Source organism: Blautia sp. MSK.18.38 (assembly GCF_024460535.1).
Taxonomy (GTDB): domain Bacteria; phylum Bacillota; class Clostridia; order Lachnospirales; family Lachnospiraceae; genus Blautia_A; species Blautia_A fusiformis.
Genome location: NZ_JANFYP010000014.1, coordinates 64127 through 80928, shown reverse-complemented (window position 1 = coordinate 80928; position 16802 = coordinate 64127). Strand labels below are relative to the sequence as shown.

Annotated in this window: 12 protein-coding genes; 10 read left to right on the top strand and 2 right to left on the bottom strand. The window is 45.5% G+C overall.

The annotated features are described in order from the left end of the window. The first annotated feature begins 144 nt into the window (after window positions 1–144). Window positions 145–993 (top strand): thymidylate synthase, encoded by an 849-nt coding sequence (thyA, locus tag NE638_RS10275; protein ID WP_092071400.1) that lies wholly within the window; start codon window positions 145–147, stop codon window positions 991–993. Window positions 994–1016: 23 nt separating this feature from the next. Next, the gene (locus NE638_RS10270; RefSeq protein ID WP_015524334.1) at window positions 1017–1511 is read left to right on the top strand and encodes a dihydrofolate reductase; all 495 of its coding nucleotides are present in this window, start codon (window positions 1017–1019) and stop codon (window positions 1509–1511) included. A 146-nt stretch (window positions 1512–1657) separates the two neighbouring features. Here the strand turns inward: NE638_RS10270 and NE638_RS10265 are convergent, their stop codons facing one another. Continuing rightward, on the bottom strand, window positions 1658–2683 hold the full coding sequence (locus NE638_RS10265) for a branched-chain amino acid aminotransferase (RefSeq protein ID WP_059085425.1): 1026 nt from the start codon (window positions 2681–2683) through the stop codon (window positions 1658–1660). A gap of 149 nt (window positions 2684–2832) precedes the next feature. Here NE638_RS10265 and NE638_RS10260 point away from each other — a divergent pair, with 149 nt between their 5' ends. The 6 genes from NE638_RS10260 to NE638_RS10235 all read left to right on the top strand — a co-directional run bounded on the left by NE638_RS10260 (window position 2833) and on the right by NE638_RS10235 (window position 13806). After that, window positions 2833–4068 (top strand): 5-bromo-4-chloroindolyl phosphate hydrolysis family protein, encoded by a 1236-nt coding sequence (locus tag NE638_RS10260; protein ID WP_173746143.1) that lies wholly within the window; start codon window positions 2833–2835, stop codon window positions 4066–4068. A gap of 71 nt (window positions 4069–4139) precedes the next feature. Continuing rightward, window positions 4140–5288: a toxic anion resistance protein gene (locus tag NE638_RS10255; protein ID WP_173746142.1), complete on the top strand. Its 1149-nt coding sequence runs from the start codon at window positions 4140–4142 to the stop codon at window positions 5286–5288. A gap of 84 nt (window positions 5289–5372) precedes the next feature. After that, a complete protein-coding gene (gene ispG, locus NE638_RS10250; RefSeq protein ID WP_021651821.1) occupies window positions 5373–6437 on the top strand; it encodes a flavodoxin-dependent (E)-4-hydroxy-3-methylbut-2-enyl-diphosphate synthase in 1065 nt (354 codons plus the stop codon). Then, window positions 6437–10930 (top strand): PolC-type DNA polymerase III, encoded by a 4494-nt coding sequence (locus NE638_RS10245; protein WP_173746141.1) that lies wholly within the window; start codon window positions 6437–6439, stop codon window positions 10928–10930. Before ispG ends, NE638_RS10245 begins: the two co-directional genes overlap by 1 nt. Window positions 10931–11028: 98 nt before the next feature. Continuing rightward, window positions 11029–12987: a fructose-1,6-bisphosphatase gene (locus tag NE638_RS10240; RefSeq protein ID WP_114001709.1), complete on the top strand. Its 1959-nt coding sequence runs from the start codon at window positions 11029–11031 to the stop codon at window positions 12985–12987. Window positions 12988–13047: 60 nt separating this feature from the next. Continuing rightward, entirely contained in the window at window positions 13048–13806 is a 759-nt protein-coding gene (locus tag NE638_RS10235; protein WP_173746140.1) for a hypothetical protein, read from the top strand. A gap of 105 nt (window positions 13807–13911) precedes the next feature. Here NE638_RS10235 and NE638_RS10230 read toward each other — a convergent pair whose 3' ends face one another. After that, window positions 13912–14127 carry a helix-turn-helix domain-containing protein gene (locus tag NE638_RS10230; RefSeq protein WP_015524345.1) on the bottom strand — a complete coding sequence of 72 codons (216 nt, stop codon included), beginning with the start codon at window positions 14125–14127 and terminating at the stop codon, window positions 13912–13914. 219 nt (window positions 14128–14346) lie between these two features. On the opposite strand from NE638_RS10230, the gene NE638_RS10225 reads away from it, so the two are divergent. Then, complete coding sequence (locus NE638_RS10225) at window positions 14347–15882, top strand: YifB family Mg chelatase-like AAA ATPase (protein WP_227589080.1); 1536 nt, start codon at window positions 14347–14349, stop codon at window positions 15880–15882. Between the two features lie 25 nt (window positions 15883–15907). After that, a complete protein-coding gene (dprA, locus tag NE638_RS10220) occupies window positions 15908–16795 on the top strand; it encodes a DNA-processing protein DprA (protein WP_173746139.1) in 888 nt (295 codons plus the stop codon). Window positions 16796–16802: the final 7 nt, after the last annotated feature.

The following is a 16802-nucleotide window of genomic DNA, read 5'->3' as shown; positions in this document are numbered from 1 at the left end:
AAGGTTAAATGGGATAGGAGGTTAAAGGGGAAGTGGACAGTAAGGACTGAAATGTGTTAGAATATAAAATAAATTTCAGGGGCATTTTTAAGAAAAAAGCAGCCCGGGATCGAATAGAAGAAAATTACAGGAGGAAATCAACAAATGAGTCTTGCAGATAATATATTCATTGACATGTGCAAAGATGTCATAGAAAACGGAACCAGCACAGAAGGTGAGAAGGTACGTCCTGTGTGGGAGGATGGAACTCCGGCTTATACCATCAAGAGATTTGGTGTTGTGAACCGTTATGATCTCCGGAAGGAGTTTCCGGCACTGACTTTAAGAAAAACAGCGTTAAAGAGTGCGATGGATGAGATTCTATGGATCTGGCAGCAGAAATCCAATAATATCCATGATCTTCACAGTCACATCTGGGACAGCTGGGCAGATGAGAAGGGCTCCATCGGAAAAGCCTACGGCTATCAGTTAGGTGTGAAGCATCAGTATAAAGAGGGAATGATGGATCAGGTAGACAGAGTTCTTTTTGATCTTAAGAACAATCCGTACAGCAGAAGGATCATGACCAATATTTATGTACATCAGGATCTCCACGAGATGAATCTTTACCCATGTGCCTATTCCATGACTTTCAATGTAACCAAGGAACCCGGAAAAGACAAGCTGGTCCTTAATGCGGTGCTGAACCAGAGATCGCAGGATATCCTGGCTGCAAACAACTGGAATGTGTGTCAGTATTCTCTTCTTCTCATGATGATCGCACAGGCCTGCGATATGGAAGCCGGAGAGCTTGTTCATGTGATCGCAGACTGCCATATTTATGATCGCCATATTCCGGTAATTAAAGAACTGATCTCCAGAAAACCGTATCCTGCACCGACAGTAAAACTGAATCCGGAGATAAAGGATTTTTATAAATTCACCACCGATGATCTGATCGTGGAGAATTATGAGACATGGCCACAGATCAAAAATATTCCCATTGCAGTATAATTGCATAAAGAAAGGAAGAAAGAATGAATATTATTGTTGCAGCAGATAAAAACTGGGGAATCGGAAGAAATAATGAACTTCTGGTAAGTATTCCGGCAGATATGAAGATGTTCCGTGAGGAAACTACAGGAAAAGTGGTTGTTATGGGAAGAAAAACACTGGAGTCTTTTCCAAACGGACTTCCTCTGAAAAACAGAACCAACATTGTGATCACCGGCAACAGGGATTATCAGGTAAAAGGTGCGGTGATCGTTCACAGCATCGAGGAAGCACTGAAGGAAGTGGAGAAATATCCGGCAGAGGATGTGTACTGTATCGGCGGAGACAGTATTTACAAACAGATGCTCCCGTACTGTGATACAGCTCATGTGACAAAAATCGATTTTGCATATGAAGCGGATGCGTATTTTCCAAACCTGGATGAGGACCCGGACTGGGAGATCACAGCGGAGAGTGAAGAACAGACATACTTTGATCTGGAATATGCGTTTGTAAAATACGAGAGAAAAGATAGGTAATGTGAGCACAGATCATAAAGCAGAATGAGAATGCCCGCTTTGTACAGAAAAACAATGAAGAAATAATAAAAAAACAGACCACCGAAAAAAATACGGCGGTCTGTTTTTTGTACTTAATGTTATGTATAATGACGAAAATCCGGTAATTACTCGATTACGTGGATCCATCCCTTCGGTGCTTCGATGCGTCCCATCTGGATACCGGTCAGTGTGTCGTACAGCTTCTGGATAACCGGTCCCATCTTCTCCATTCCGCTTGGGAAGCAGATTTCCTTGCCGTGATCATTGATCTTTCCGACAGGAGAGATAACTGCAGCAGTACCGCAAAGACCACACTCTGCAAAATCTTTAACCTCATCGAAGTAGACCTCACGCTCTTCAGCTTCCAGTCCAAGGTACTCCTTTGCAACGTAGATCAGAGAACGACGTGTGATGGAAGGAAGGATGCTGTCAGACTTCGGTGTTACAACCTTGCCGTCTTTAGTAACGAAGATGAAGTTTGCTCCGCCTGTCTCCTCAACTTTTGTACGAGTCTTGGGATCAAGGTACATGTTCTCATCAAAGCCCTGTTTGTGAGCATCTACGATAGCATGAAGGCTCATTGCGTAGTTCAGGCCAGCCTTGATGTTACCGGTTCCGCAAGGTGCGGCACGGTCATAGTCGCTGACACGGATCGTGATCGGTTTGGCGCCGCCTTTAAAGTACGGACCAACCGGTGTTGTAAGGATACGGAACTGATATTCGTCAGCCGGTTTAACACCGATCACGGCGTTGGAACCAAACATGTACGGGCGAAGATAAAGTGTTGCGCCGGAACCATATGGCGGAACCCATGCAGCATTTGCCTTAACAACCTGCTCAACAGCGTCGATAAATCTTTCCTTCGGGAATACCGGCATTTCAAGTCTTGCTGCAGATGCAGCCATACGCTCTGCGTTCAGGTCAGGACGGAAAGTAACGATATGTCCGTCTTCTGTTGTGTATGCCTTCAGACCCTCGAATACACTCTGAGAATACTGAAGCACACCAGCACACTCGTTGAGTACGATATTAGGGTCTGTGCTTAAAGTACCCTCATCCCATTTTCCATCTTTAAAATTAGACACGTATCTGTAGTCGGTTGGCATGTAAGCGAATCCGATGCTGGACCAGTCGATGTTCTTTTTTTCCATAACGATTCCTCCGTTTACAATTTTTACTTTTTACCATTGTAAAACTTTTACGTGATGACTTCAATAGTTTTTTGTTCCTTTTTTTCATTTGCTTGTAATTTTAATATGATTTCGATATAATAAAAATTATCTATGGACTGGAGGGAAAAATGGACAATCACGAATTTGAAGACCTTGGAAAAAAGATGCAGGATATTGTAGATAATGCAGTGAATTCAAACAGCTATCACGAATTAAGCCATACGATCAACCAGACAGTAAATAAGGCCATTGAGTCCGGAAGCGAAGCGCTGAAAAATGCGCTGAATTCCGTGTTTGATCCGGGTGCTGATCCGGAATTCCGTAAGAAAAGCTATACATACCAAAGCCCTTATTACGGAAGAAGCAGAAAAGCAAAGCAGCAGGCTGCAAGGAAACAGTCGGAACTGCTCTACGGAAAGACTACCGGTGAGAATCTCAAAGGCATGATGATGGCAGTTTCCGGTGGGATACTTTTAAGTGGCATGGGGCTTGGAGCCATGGTGCTTTTGATCTGGATGGGCATTGGACACAGCGGTGCACTTGCAGCAGGTGTGCTTGGAGTGATGTGTGCAGGCGCAGCAGGTGGCGGTGCTCTTTTGGGAGCAGGAACAAGCCGTCTCGGAAGACTGGGACGTTTCCAGAAATATATCCGTGCGCTGGGAGACCACACCTACTGTAATTTTCAGAAGCTTGCCCAGGCAGCAGGAAAGAACGAGAAATTTGTAAAAAAAGATATCAGCAGAATGATCCAGAAGGGCTGGTTTCTGGAAGGCCATGTGGATGAGCAGGGAACCTGTCTGATCACCAGTAATGAGACCTATCAGCAGTATCTGGAAACACAGAAGCAGCTGGAGCTTCGTAAACAGGAAGCAGATCCTAAGGTTCAGCTGGAGGAGAATATGAGTCCGGAAGCCCAGGAAGTCCTGAGAAAAGGAAATGAATTTCTGGTAAAGATCCGTGAGAGCAATGACGCCATTCCCGGGGAAGAAATTTCCGCAAAGATTTCCAGGATGGAAATGATCGTTCAGAAAATTTTTGAGCGTGCAGGAGAGCATCCGGAGGTGATTCCGGATCTTAAGAAAATGATGGATTACTATCTGCCCATGACTGTGAAGCTTCTGGATGCTTATGAGGATATGGATGGACAGCCTGTACAGGGCGAGAATATCACGGCTTCCAAGAAAGAAATTGAAGAAACCATTGATACACTGAATATTGCTTTTGAGAAACTTCTGGATTCCATATTCCGGGATACCGCATGGGATGTATCCACCGATATTTCTGTGCTGCATACGGTTCTGGCACAGGAGGGACTGACAGAGGATGATTTCGAAAAAATGAAACAGAATGCGGAAATGAAATAAGTACAACGAGCAGATCAGAAGCTGGAATACAGACATCTGCCGGAAGGTACAGCTGATCAAGGAGAATGCTTATGGGAGAAGAATTTAAAGAATTTGAGGTAGAAGCACCGGTGCTGACTTTGAAACCGGATCTCACGGAAGAAAAAGAAGAAATTGCAAAAAAAGAATCGGAGAAACCCCAGGAGCCTGCAGTAGAGGAACCGGTGTTATCTCCCCAGGAACAGAAAATCGTAGAAGATTTTGCAGCAAAGATCGATATTGAAAATACAAACCAGATCCTGCAGTACGGAGCCGGCACTCAGAAGAAGATGGCAGATTTTTCTGATGCAGCGCTGGTAAATGTGAAGACACAGGATCTTGGGGAGGCAGGAGAGCTTCTTGCAAATGTGGTAGGAGAATTGAAGGATTTTGATGCCACAGAGGAAAAGGGATTTTTCGGCTTTTTCAAAAAACAGACAGCGAAGGTGGAAACTCTGAAAAACCGTTACACAAAGGCCGAGGGAAATGTGACGAAGATCACGGAAGCTCTGGAGCAGCACCAGATGCGTCTGATGAAAGATTCTGCCGTGCTGGATAAAATGTATGAGCAGAACCTTGCATACTTTAAAGAACTTTCCATGTACATTCTTGCAGGTAAAAAGAAGCTTAGGGAAGTCAGAGGAGGCAAGCTCAACGAATTGCATCAGAAGGCAGCGGCAAGCGGACTTCCGGAAGATGCACAGGCTGCCAATGATCTGGAAAGCAAATGTGACCGCTTTGAGAAAAAGCTTCATGATCTGGAGCTTACCAGAACCATTTCTATGCAGACTGCACCGCAGATCCGCATGATCCAGAACAATGATACGACGATGATCGAGAAGATCCAGACAACCATTGTAAATACCATTCCTCTCTGGAAAAGCCAGATGGTGCTGGCTCTAGGGATCGCGCACTCCACAGAAGCCGCACAGGCACAACGGCAGGTTACGGATTTTACCAATGAACTTCTGAAGAAAAATGCGGAAACGCTTCACCTGGCATCTGTGGAAACTGCAAAGGAATCCCAGCGTGGTATTGTAGATATTGAAACTCTGAAAAAAACCAATCAGGAACTGATCCAGACACTGGATGATGTGATGAAGATCCAGCAGGAAGGCCGTGAAAAACGTCAGGCAGCAGAGGCAGATATGAGACGTATGGAAAACGAACTGAAAACAAAGCTGCTGGAGATCCGACGTTAGGAGTAAGAGTAAAAAGATAGTTCGGAAAGGAAAGGCAGGGCGTTTGAAGACACCTGCCTTTCAGGATTCATAAAGGAGATTTTTATGTACAGAGATCATACAAAAGTAATAAAAATTGGAAATCGTGTTATCGGAGGAGGAAATCCGATCCTTATCCAGTCCATGACCAATACGAAAACTGAAGATGTAGAAGCAACGGTTGCGCAGATCCTTTCACTGGAAAAAGCAGGCTGTGATATTATCCGCTGCGCAGTTCCTACTATGGAAGCTGCGAAGGCTTTATCCCAGATCAAAAAACAGATCCATATTCCGCTGGTTGCGGACATCCATTTTGATTATCGCCTTGCCATTGCAGCCATGGAGAACGGTGCGGACAAGATCCGTATCAATCCGGGAAATATCGGTTCCAAAGAGAGGATCCAGGCAGTTGTGGATACAGCAAAGGAACGGAATATCCCTATTCGTGTAGGAGTAAACAGCGGTTCCCTTGAAAAAGAACTGGTAGAAAAATATCACGGTGTTACAGCCGAAGGACTTGTGGAGAGTGCTCTTGATAAGGTGCACATCATTGAAGAGATGGGATATGACAATCTTGTGATCAGCATCAAATCTTCTGATGTTCTCATGTGCGCCAGAGCCCATGAACTGATCGCAGAAAAAACACAGTATCCTCTTCATGTGGGAATTACAGAAGCAGGAACTCTGTATTCGGGAAATATCAAATCAGCTATCGGACTTGGGATCATCCTGTATCAGGGAATCGGAGATACCATCCGTGTTTCTCTGACAGGCGCGCCGCTGGAAGAAGTGAAATCAGCCAAAAGGATCCTGAAAACGCTGGGACTTCGCAAAGGAGGCGTGGAGGTTGTTTCCTGTCCGACCTGCGGAAGAACAAAAATCGATCTGATCGGCCTTGCAAACCAGGTAGAGACCATGGTACAGGATATTCCTCTTGATATCAAGGTTGCGGTTATGGGCTGTGTGGTAAACGGACCGGGAGAGGCAAAGGAAGCAGATCTCGGAATTGCAGGAGGCGATGGTGTTGGTCTTCTGATCCGGCATGGAGAGGTTGTAAAAAAAGTACCGGAAACGGATCTTCTGGATACACTTCGTCAGGAACTTCTTACCTGGAATGAGCAGGAGTCATAATGGAGAAAGATTTTTTTGATGTATTTCCGCATCTTAAAGTGAAGAAAGAGCTGGAAGAACTTCTGGACATGGTATTTGTGACAAAGGTTTCCATGAACCCCGGAAGAACTCATCTGAGGGTTTATATCGAAAGCAGCCGCTGGATACACAAGAAGAATATTTTTGCGCTGGAGGATGAGATCGAACGGCAGTGCTTTCCGGGGATTCCCATGACTGTAACAGTTGTGGAAAAATTTCATCTTTCCGAGCAGTATACACCGGAGAACTTTCTGGAAAGCTACCGTTCCAGTATGGAGATGGAGCTGCGCAACTATAACATGCTGGAGTACAATCTGTTCCGTAGATCAAAAATCATTTTTACAGGAAAAGATACCTTGCGTATGGAGCTTCCGGATACGGTTATTTCCAGACAGAAAAGCGAAATACTTGTTGAATATTTTCATAAGGTTTTCTGTGAACGCTGCGGTATGGATCTGAAAGTGGAACTGGATTTTGTGGAAGTGAAAGAGAGTAAATACCGGAAAAATGCTGCACTTCAGATCAAACAGGAAGTGGAAAATGTCCTGAAGCATGCCAAACTCAGCGGGGATCAGGAAAGCGAACCGAAGCAGGAGGATACAGCCAAGGAAGAGACAAAGAAAACCTCTGGAGATAAGAAGGGCGAAAAGACAAACGAGAAGAAATCCTTTGACAAAAAACAGCAGAAGGTTCAGAAGGGAGATTTCCGCGGCAGCTTCGGATTCCGCAGGGACAGCAATCCGGATGTGGTTTACGGCAGAGATTTTGATGGAGAAACGATTCCGCTGGAGAGCATTACCGGTGAGATGGGTGAGGTTATCATCCGATGTCAGGTTATGGATGTGGAAGCTCGTGAGATCCGAAATGAGAAAACGATCCTGATTTTCCCTGTGACCGATTTTACGGACAGTATTGTTGTGAAGATGTTTCTGCGTAACGAGCAGGTTCCGGAAGTGACGGAAAGTGTAAAAAAAGGCGCATTCCTGAAGCTGAAGGGAGTTACCACCATTGACCGTTTTGACAGTGAGCTTACTATTGGAAATATTACAGGTATCAAGAAAATCGCCAATTTTACCAGCACAAGAATGGATACCAGTCCTCAGAAGCGTGTGGAGCTTCACTGTCACACCAAGATGAGCGATATGGATGGTGTCAGCGATGCAAAGGCATTGGTAAAACGTGCCTATGAGTGGGGACATAAGGCTATCGCTATCACGGATCATGGCGTGGTGCAGTCCTTCCCGGAGGCAAATCACTGCTTTGATGCCTGGGGCGGTTGTGTTCCAAAGGAGTCTGATTTTAAGGTGCTCTATGGAATGGAAGCGTATCTGGTAGACGATCTGAAGGGTATGGTCACCAATTCCAAAGGGCAGCGGCTGGATGGAGATTTTGTTGTTTTTGATATTGAGACTACGGGATTCTCAGCACTAACCTGCAGGATCATTGAGATTGGCGCGGTAAAAGTGGAAAAAGGACAGATCACAGATCGTTTTTCCACCTTTGTAAACCCAGAAGTGCCCATTCCGTTCCGTATTGAGCAGCTGACAAGCATCAATGATTCCATGGTCCTGGATGCACCTTTGATAGAGGAAGTACTGCCGAAATTCCTGGAATTCTGTGAGGGCTGCGTGATGGTAGCCCATAATGCGGACTTTGATATGAGCTTTATTATTGAAAACTGTAAACGGCAGGGGATTTCGGATGATTTTACTTATGTGGATACCGTTGGTATGGCTAGATTCCTTCTTCCTGCCCTGAACCGTTTTAAACTGGATACGGTAGCCAAGGCAGTAGGTGTTTCTCTTGATCATCACCACAGAGCTGTGGATGATGCGGCATGTACCGCAGAGATTTTTGTGCGGTTTGTAAAGATGCTGGAAGAAAGAGATATTTTTGATGTGGATGAGATGAACAGGCAGGGTGCGGTTTCACCGGATACCATCCGAAAGCTGCCCACATACCATGCTATTGTTTTTGCAAGAAATGAGACCGGAAGGATCAATCTGTACAAGCTGGTAAGCCAGTCCCATTTAAAGTACTATCACAGAAGGCCAAGGGTTCCCAAAAGCGTGCTGGAAAAATACAGGGAAGGCCTTCTGGTGGGAAGTGCCTGCGAGGCAGGAGAGCTTTATCAGGCACTTCTTCGCAATGCACCGGATCAGGAGATCGCCAGACTGGTAAATTTTTATGACTATCTGGAAATCCAGCCTCTTGGGAACAATGCGTTTATGCTTGCGGATGAAAAGCACGATATGATCAATTCTGAGGAAGACTTAAAAGAGATAAATCGGAAGATCGTAAAACTTGGAGAACAGTTCAAAAAACCGGTGGTTGCCACCTGTGATGTGCATTTTATGGATCCTCAGGACGAGGTTTACCGACGGATCATCATGGCAGGAAACGGATTTTCTGATGCAGATAATCAGGCCCCGCTTTATCTTCGTACAACGGAGGAAATGCTGGAGGAATTTTCCTATCTGGGAAGTGAAAAGGCAGAAGAGGTGGTGATCACCAATACCAATAAGATCGCGGATATGATCGAGAAGATATCACCGATCCATCCGGATAAATTTCCACCGGTCATTGAGAACTCCGAGCAGGATCTTAAGAATATCTGTTTCACGAAGGCCCACGAAATGTACGGAGATCCGTTGCCGAAGATCGTGGAGGACCGTCTGGACAGGGAGCTGAATTCTATTATCTCCAATGGTTATGCGGTAATGTATATCATTGCACAGAAGCTTGTGTGGAAGTCCAATGAGGACGGCTATCTGGTTGGATCCCGTGGTTCTGTAGGTTCTTCTCTGGCAGCGACCATGTCCGGTATCACGGAGGTAAACCCTCTGCCGCCTCATTATCTCTGTCCGAATCCGGACTGTAAATACAGTGATTTTGATTCCCCTGAGGTGAAAAAATACGCGGGTATGGCAGGATGTGATATGCCGGATAAGATCTGTCCGAAATGCGGTGCCAGGATGAACAAGGAAGGCTTTGATATTCCTTTTGAGACATTCCTTGGTTTTAAAGGTGATAAGGAGCCGGATATCGACCTGAACTTTTCCGGTGAATATCAGGCCAATGCCCACCGGTATACAGAGGTTATCTTCGGAAAAGGGCAGACCTTTAAGGCGGGAACCATTGGTACCCTTGCGGAAAAAACCGCATTTGGTTATGTGAAGAACTATTATGAGGAACGGGGGCAGCACAAGCGTTACTGTGAGATCAACCGTATCGTGAAGGGCTGCACCGGTGTCCGCCGTACCACTGGCCAGCATCCGGGAGGTATCATCGTACTGCCTATGGGTGAGGAGATTGAGAAATTTACACCTGTGCAGCACCCGGCCAATGATGTGAACAGTGATATCATCACCACACATTTTGATTACCATTCCATTGACGGAAATCTTCTGAAGCTTGATATACTTGGACACGATGATCCGACCATGATCCGTATGCTGGAGGATCTGACCGGCATCAGTGCAAGAACAGTTCCGCTAGACCAGAGAGATGTCATGTCCCTGTTTGCGGGAACGCAGGCTCTGGGGATCAGCCCGGAGGATATCGGCGGCTGCAGGCTGGGATGCCTTGGGATCCCGGAGTTTGGTACAGACTTTGCCATGCAGATGTTGATCGATACCAAGCCGAAATATTTTTCCGACCTGGTACGTATTGCTGGACTTTCCCACGGCACGGATGTATGGCTTGGAAATGCCCAGGTATTGATCCAGAATGGTACAGCTACCATTTCCACAGCAATCTGTACGCGAGATGATATTATGATCTATCTCATCGGAAAAGGAGTGGAAAGTGGTCTGGCGTTTACCATCATGGAGAGTGTCCGTAAGGGAAAGGGTCTTCGTGAGGAATGGATCCAGACTATGAAAGAGCATGATGTTCCGGACTGGTATATCTGGTCCTGTAAGCTGATCAAGTACATGTTCCCGAAAGCCCATGCGGCAGCCTATGTTATGATGGCGTATCGTATCGCCTGGTATAAAGTGTTTCATCCACTGGCTTATTATGCAGCATTTTTCAGTATCCGTGCCACTTCCTTTTCCTATGAACTGATGTGCATGGGAAAAGAACGTCTGGAATATTATATGGCGGAGATCCGGAAAAAAGGTGATGAGGCATCCAAGAAGGAACAGGATACACTGAAGGATATGAGGATCGTACAGGAAATGTACGCCAGAGGTTTTGATTTTGTGCCGATCGATCTTTATAAGGCAAAGGCACACCGGTTCCAGATCATCGGAGATAAACTGATGCCTGCTCTGGATACCATAGAGGGTCTTGGAGATAAGGCAGCAGAGGCAGTTGTGGATGCTGCCGCAAAAGGCAGATTCCTTTCCAAGGATGATTTCCGTGATCGTACCAAGGTCAGCAAGACCGTTATCGATCTGATGGATGATATGGATCTTTTCGGAGATATCCCGCAGTCCAATCAGATGTCACTGTTTGATTTTACGGGTTGATATATGATACCGGAAGGGCTTACAATAAATAAAAAATACTGCCGTTTATCCTGAAGGCTGATCTGGCAGTGAGAACTCCCAGGAGGATACCAGATACTATGAAAAAAGAAGAATTAAGATACCTGCAGCGACTTGCGGAGCTGTATCCTACTATAGCAAAGGCTTCAACAGAGATCATCAATCTGCAGTCTATATTAAACCTTCCGAAAGGTACCGAGCATTTCATGTCGGACATTCATGGAGAATACGATGCGTTTTCCCATGTTCTTCGGAATGGATCAGGGGCTGTACGAAAAAAGATCGATGATGTATTCGGACATACCTTAAGCAACAGCGACAAACGTTCTCTTGCCACACTGATCTATTATCCGAAGGAAAAGATGGAGGTTGTAAAAAAACAGGAAGAAGACATGGAGAACTGGTACAAGATCACACTTTATCGTCTGATCGAAGTATGCAAGACAACGGCATCCAAATATACTCGTTCCAAGGTCCGTAAGGCACTTCCTGCAGACTATGCATATGTGATCGAGGAGCTGATCACAGAGAAAGCGGAAGTTCTGGACAAAGAAGCATATTACGATGCCATCGTCAATACGATCATTGAGATCGGCCGGGCAGAGAATTTTATCATTGCCCTGGCAGAACTGATCCAGCGTCTTGTTGTGGATCATCTTCATGTGCTGGGAGATATTTATGACAGAGGTCCGGGCCCGCATTTCATCATGGATCGTTTGATGAAATATCATTCGCTGGATATCCAGTGGGGAAATCATGATGTGGTCTGGATGGGAGCTGCTACAGGACAGAAAGCCTGCATTGCAACGGTGATCCGGAACAGCATCCGTTACCGAAATATGGATATTCTTGAGGATGGATATGGAATCAATCTCATGCCTCTGGCAACCTTTGCAATGGAGGCTTATAAGGATGATCCATGTACTGCTTTTGAGATGAAGGGAGATGCCAATAACTATAGTATTCTGGAAGAAGAGCTTGGACGGAAAATGCACAAGGCTATTGCCATTATCCAGTTTAAGCTGGAGGGTCAGCTGATCCGCCGGCACAAAGAATTCCATATGGAAAAGCGTTGTTTGCTTCATAGGATCGATCCGAAAAAGGGAATGATCACACTTCCGGACGGAAAAGAATATCCGCTGACCGATACATATTTTCCTACTATTGACTGGAAAAAGCCATATGAACTTACTACAGAGGAAAAGGATGTAATGGAACGCTTGGATTCCGCGTTCCGAAACTGCGAGAAACTGCAGAATCATGTCCGGCTTCTTCTGGACAAGGGAGGCCTTTATAAAACTTATAATGGAAATCTTCTGTTCCATGGAAGTATTCCGCTTAATGAGGATGGAAGTCTGAAAGAAGTCCAGATTTATGGAAAAACCTACAAAGGAAAAGAATTGTACGATGTTCTTGAGACTTATGTGCGCCGGGCGTTTTTCTCTGTAAATGAGGATGAAAAGCGTAAAGGCAGGGATATTATGTGGTATATCTGGGCAGCTCCGAATTCACCGCTGTTCGGAAAAGACAAGATGACCACCTTTGAACGTTATTTTATTAAAGATAAGGAAACACATAAAGAAACTAAAAATGCCTACTATCATCTTCTGGAAAATGAGGATGTTGTAGATGATCTGCTCCGTGAATTCGAACTGGATCCGGAAAAAGGTCACATCATCAACGGGCATGTGCCGGTTCACCAGAGTGAGGGAGAGAGTCCTGTAAAATGCAATGGCAAAGTTCTTGTGATCGACGGCGGTTTTTCCAGACCATATCAGAAGGTTACGGGGATTGCCGGCTATACACTGGTTTATAACTCCTACGGGCTGATCCTGTCTGCTCATGAGCCTTTTACTTCTGCGGAAGAAGCGGTAGCCAAGGAGCAGGATATTGTTTCCAACAGGGTGGCAGTTCACTACAATAACAAACGTACTCTGGTCGGTGATACCGATACCGGAACTGCTCTGAAGGAAAGGATCAGTGAGCTGATCCAGCTTCTGGAAGCTTACAGAAAAGGTATCATCAAAGAGAAAAAATAAGCAGAATTGAGAAATACAAGAAGCGTTTCCTGTATGCTATAGTAAACAGAGGTGATGCAGATGAGAAAAAACAAAAAAAGAAAAAAACGGCTGAGAGCGGTTCTGGTCCTGTTGATCATCCTGTTTATTCTGGCAGGACTGGGAGGGATGCTGTATGTTTCCCACAGGGATAAGGTGGAAAAAGAACAACGAAGAGAGGCCGCATTGGCTGCATTGGACAGTATTCCGGAGGTGACAGCAACTCCGGCAGCAACAGCAACACCGGTTCCGACAGCGACACCGACACCGTCATTGACACCGGTCCCGACAATCCTTCCGGCATTTGAACCGGAAAATTATCAGGGAATCTGGTACAGCGAAGACGGGCTGACAACGATCGATATTTATGATATCAGTCTGAAATCTGTTTCCTTTACCTATAAGAGAGTGAATGGAAAAGATCCTTCCATGACCGCAGAAGTAGATGTGACTGCAGAGGTAGCAGGAAATGCCACACAGTTCCGTTTTAAGGATTCCGAAGGGAATAAGGCAAAAGGAGAGTTTGTTTTCGATAAAAGTGGTGAGCTTTATGTGAAGGTAAAAACATATGAACGGGGAGAGGGATCTCTGACCTATCCGAAAACAGAGTCTATTATGACCCGGCAGGAGCCATCCCTGGAAGTATCCGAAAATTCCGAAGAGGATGCTTCCTATAATGAAAGCAACGAAAATTCCTATGAACAGGAATCCTACAGCGAAAGCAGTGAAGATTCTTCTGATGAGAATACAGAAGAATATGAGATTCCCTACGGAGAAGAAGAAACCTATTATACGGAATGATCAAAAAAAATAAAACACGATAAAATAAAGAATCCCCGGATTTTGGCAATCAGGGAATCCCGATACAGGAATTCCCGAAACTGTTCCACATTTCCGGGGATCTCTTTATTTGATCATTTTTTTGCGGTCTGTGCGGCCGACGAGATAATCGATGCTGGTGTCGTAATAATTTGCCAGCCGGATAAGCATTTCGATAGGAATATTACGGGATCCCGTTTCATAATGGGAATAAGAACGCTGACTGATATGAAGAATCTCACTTAATTCTCTCTGGGACAGATCCGCGTCTGTACGTAAATCCTGAATACGCTGAAATTTCATTGTGCTCACCTCTTCTTTCTATTGAAAGTATAAAACAGAACGAAATGCACCCTTGCAAAAGGGAGCAAAATGGACTATACTAAATTTATTATCTTCTAAAATTCAGAAAATGTCTATCTGAAAATTCCCTTGTTTTTAACCAATGCGGATTTCGAATATCCGCCTGACCTGAAAAGACGAAAAGATGGAAGATCGGGATCCGTTTTTTCGCAGAAAGGAATGTATTTGTTTGCGAGTGTTTTATCAGCAGCGATCTACGGAATGGAAGTACGTGAGATCCAGGTTGAGGCAGATGTCAGTGATGGTCTGCCTTCTTTTGCTATGGTAGGATTTCCCTCTGCCCAGGTGAGAGAGGCCCAGGAAAGAGTCCGGACTGCATTTAAGAACAACCGGCTTTGTCTGCCACCAAAAAAAGTAACTGTAAATTTTGCACCTGCCGATATGAAAAAGGAAGGAGCCGGTTTTGATCTGCCTGTGGCGGCTGCAGTACTTGCGGCTGCCGGAATTCTGGAACCGGATCTTCTGGAAGGAGTTATGATCGTAGGAGAGATCAGTCTGAATGGAGAGATCCATGGGGTTGCCGGAGTTTTGCCTCGGGTGATCCGCGCAAGAGAGCTGGGCTTACGCTTTTGCGTTATTCCGGAGGAAAACATCCGGGAGGGGAATCTGGTGAAGGATATGCCGGTGTTTGGAGTAAAAAGTCTGAATGCCATGATCCGATGTCTGAGAGACCCAAACACTTATACAGCTGCGTATCAGGAAAAAGAAAAAACAGAAAACAAACCGGAAATACCAAAGGTTGATTTTGCGGACATCTGCGGGCAGGAAGGAGCCAGGCGGGCGGCAGAGATCGCAGTGAGCGGTTTTCATAATATTCTTTTTATCGGACCGCCAGGATCCGGAAAGACCATGCTGGCAAGACGTCTGCCGACCATTATGCCGGAGATGACATTTGAGGAAAGCCTGGAGATCACCAAGGTATACAGTGTGGCAGGACTTCTCACGGAAAAAGATCCGCTGATCCGGCAGAGGCCTTTTCGAAGTCCGCATCATACCAGTTCCCCTCAGGCTTTGGCAGGTGGCGGCAGGATACCGGGGCCGGGGGAGATCACTCTTGCACACAGAGGTGTTCTTTTTCTGGATGAGATGCCGGAATTTTCCAGAAAAAGCCTGGAGATCCTGCGTCAGCCGCTGGAAGATAAGGAGATCCATCTGTCCAGAGCTGCCGGAACTTATATTTTTCCGGCTAGTTTTATGCTGGCGGCAGCGATGAATCCCTGTCCCTGCGGATTTTACCCGGATATGAACAGATGTCGTTGTACGTCAGGGGAGATCACGCATTATCTTGGAAAGATCAGCCAGCCTCTCCTGGAGCGTATTGATATCTGCACAGAAGTTCCGGCAGTGAGTTTTTCAAAAATGAAAAAGAAAATTGCAGGGGAATCCTCTGCTCAAATAAGAAAGAGGGTGGAAGCAGTACAGGAGATCCAGAGAGAACGTTACAAAAAGGAAAAATTTTGCTTCAATGGGGAGCTTGACGGAAGAAAACTGGAAAAATACTGTGTAATGACGGGAGGGGCAGACAAACTTCTGGAGCAGGCATATGAGCAGTTTCAATTCAGTACCAGAGCATATCATAAGATCCTGAAAACGGCCAGGACCATCGCGGATATGGAATCTTCCGAAAAGATAAAGGAAGAACATATCTGCGAGGCGTTGGCTTACCGGGCATATGATAAGAAATACTGGTCATAAAACAGAAAAAAGGAAGGTATTTTATATGGAAGAAATACAGCAAACAAGGATCCGGTGTGCCCGGAAGGACAGTAGTGTTTATCCGGCAAGACTTCAGGAACTTCCTGGTATGCCAAAACAATTATATTATATTGGAAGATTTCCGGATGATGACAAACCTACAGCTGCAATTGTAGGAGCAAGGCTGTGCAGTCCTTACGGACGGATACAGGCATTTAATTACGGAAAATTCTTAAGCGAACATGGGGTACAGGTGATCAGCGGTATGGCGGCCGGCATTGATGCTGAGGGCCACAAGGGTGCTCTGGAAGGTGGTACCCCGACCTTTGCCGTGCTGGGAAATGGCGTGGACATCTGTTATCCTTCATCCAGCAGAGGTATTTACCGGAGGATCCCCGAAAAAAACGGAGGGATCATCAGCGAATATGAACCAGGTACCAAAGGCAGGGCATATTATTTTCCGGCAAGGAACCGAATCATCAGCGGACTGGCAGATCTGGTGCTTGTGGTGGAAGCAAAAGAAAAGAGCGGATCACTGATCACAGCTGCCTGTGCACTGGAACAGGGGAAGATGGTATACGCCATTCCGGGAGCAGTAAATGATGCGCTGAGCCGAGGCTGTCACAAGCTGATCTACGACGGAGCAGGAATTGCATACTCTCCGGAAATACTTCTGGATGAGTGGGGATTATCTGTGAAAAAAAAGACAAATTTGTCTGAAAAAAGCAAGTTAGGACTTGCAACGGATTTGGATTTGGTGTATAGTTGTCTCGATTTACGACCAAAAAATCTGGATCATATTATCAGAAAAACCGGTTTTTCACCGGGAAAAACAGCCGGGATCCTGGGACAGCTTATTTTGATGGGGCTTGTGAAGGAAACCGGGAGACAGTATTATATCAGACTTGAATAAATGCTTT

Excerpts from the sequence above, each read along its gene's own strand:
- thyA (WP_092071400.1), top strand. The coding sequence starts at position 145 with ATGAGTCTTGCAGATAATATATTCATTGACATGTGCAAAGATGTCATA.
- NE638_RS10270 (WP_015524334.1), top strand. The coding sequence starts at position 1,017 with ATGAATATTATTGTTGCAGCAGATAAAAACTGGGGAATCGGAAGAAAT.
- NE638_RS10265 (WP_059085425.1), bottom strand. The coding sequence starts at position 2,683 with ATGGAAAAAAAGAACATCGACTGGTCCAGCATCGGATTCGCTTACATG.
- NE638_RS10260 (WP_173746143.1), top strand. The coding sequence starts at position 2,833 with ATGGACAATCACGAATTTGAAGACCTTGGAAAAAAGATGCAGGATATT.
- NE638_RS10255 (WP_173746142.1), top strand. The coding sequence starts at position 4,140 with ATGGGAGAAGAATTTAAAGAATTTGAGGTAGAAGCACCGGTGCTGACT.
- ispG (WP_021651821.1), top strand. The coding sequence starts at position 5,373 with ATGTACAGAGATCATACAAAAGTAATAAAAATTGGAAATCGTGTTATC.
- NE638_RS10245 (WP_173746141.1), top strand. The coding sequence starts at position 6,437 with ATGGAGAAAGATTTTTTTGATGTATTTCCGCATCTTAAAGTGAAGAAA.
- NE638_RS10240 (WP_114001709.1), top strand. The coding sequence starts at position 11,029 with ATGAAAAAAGAAGAATTAAGATACCTGCAGCGACTTGCGGAGCTGTAT.
- NE638_RS10235 (WP_173746140.1), top strand. The coding sequence starts at position 13,048 with ATGAGAAAAAACAAAAAAAGAAAAAAACGGCTGAGAGCGGTTCTGGTC.
- NE638_RS10230 (WP_015524345.1), bottom strand. The coding sequence starts at position 14,127 with ATGAAATTTCAGCGTATTCAGGATTTACGTACAGACGCGGATCTGTCC.
- NE638_RS10225 (WP_227589080.1), top strand. The coding sequence starts at position 14,347 with ATGTATTTGTTTGCGAGTGTTTTATCAGCAGCGATCTACGGAATGGAA.
- dprA (WP_173746139.1), top strand. The coding sequence starts at position 15,908 with ATGGAAGAAATACAGCAAACAAGGATCCGGTGTGCCCGGAAGGACAGT.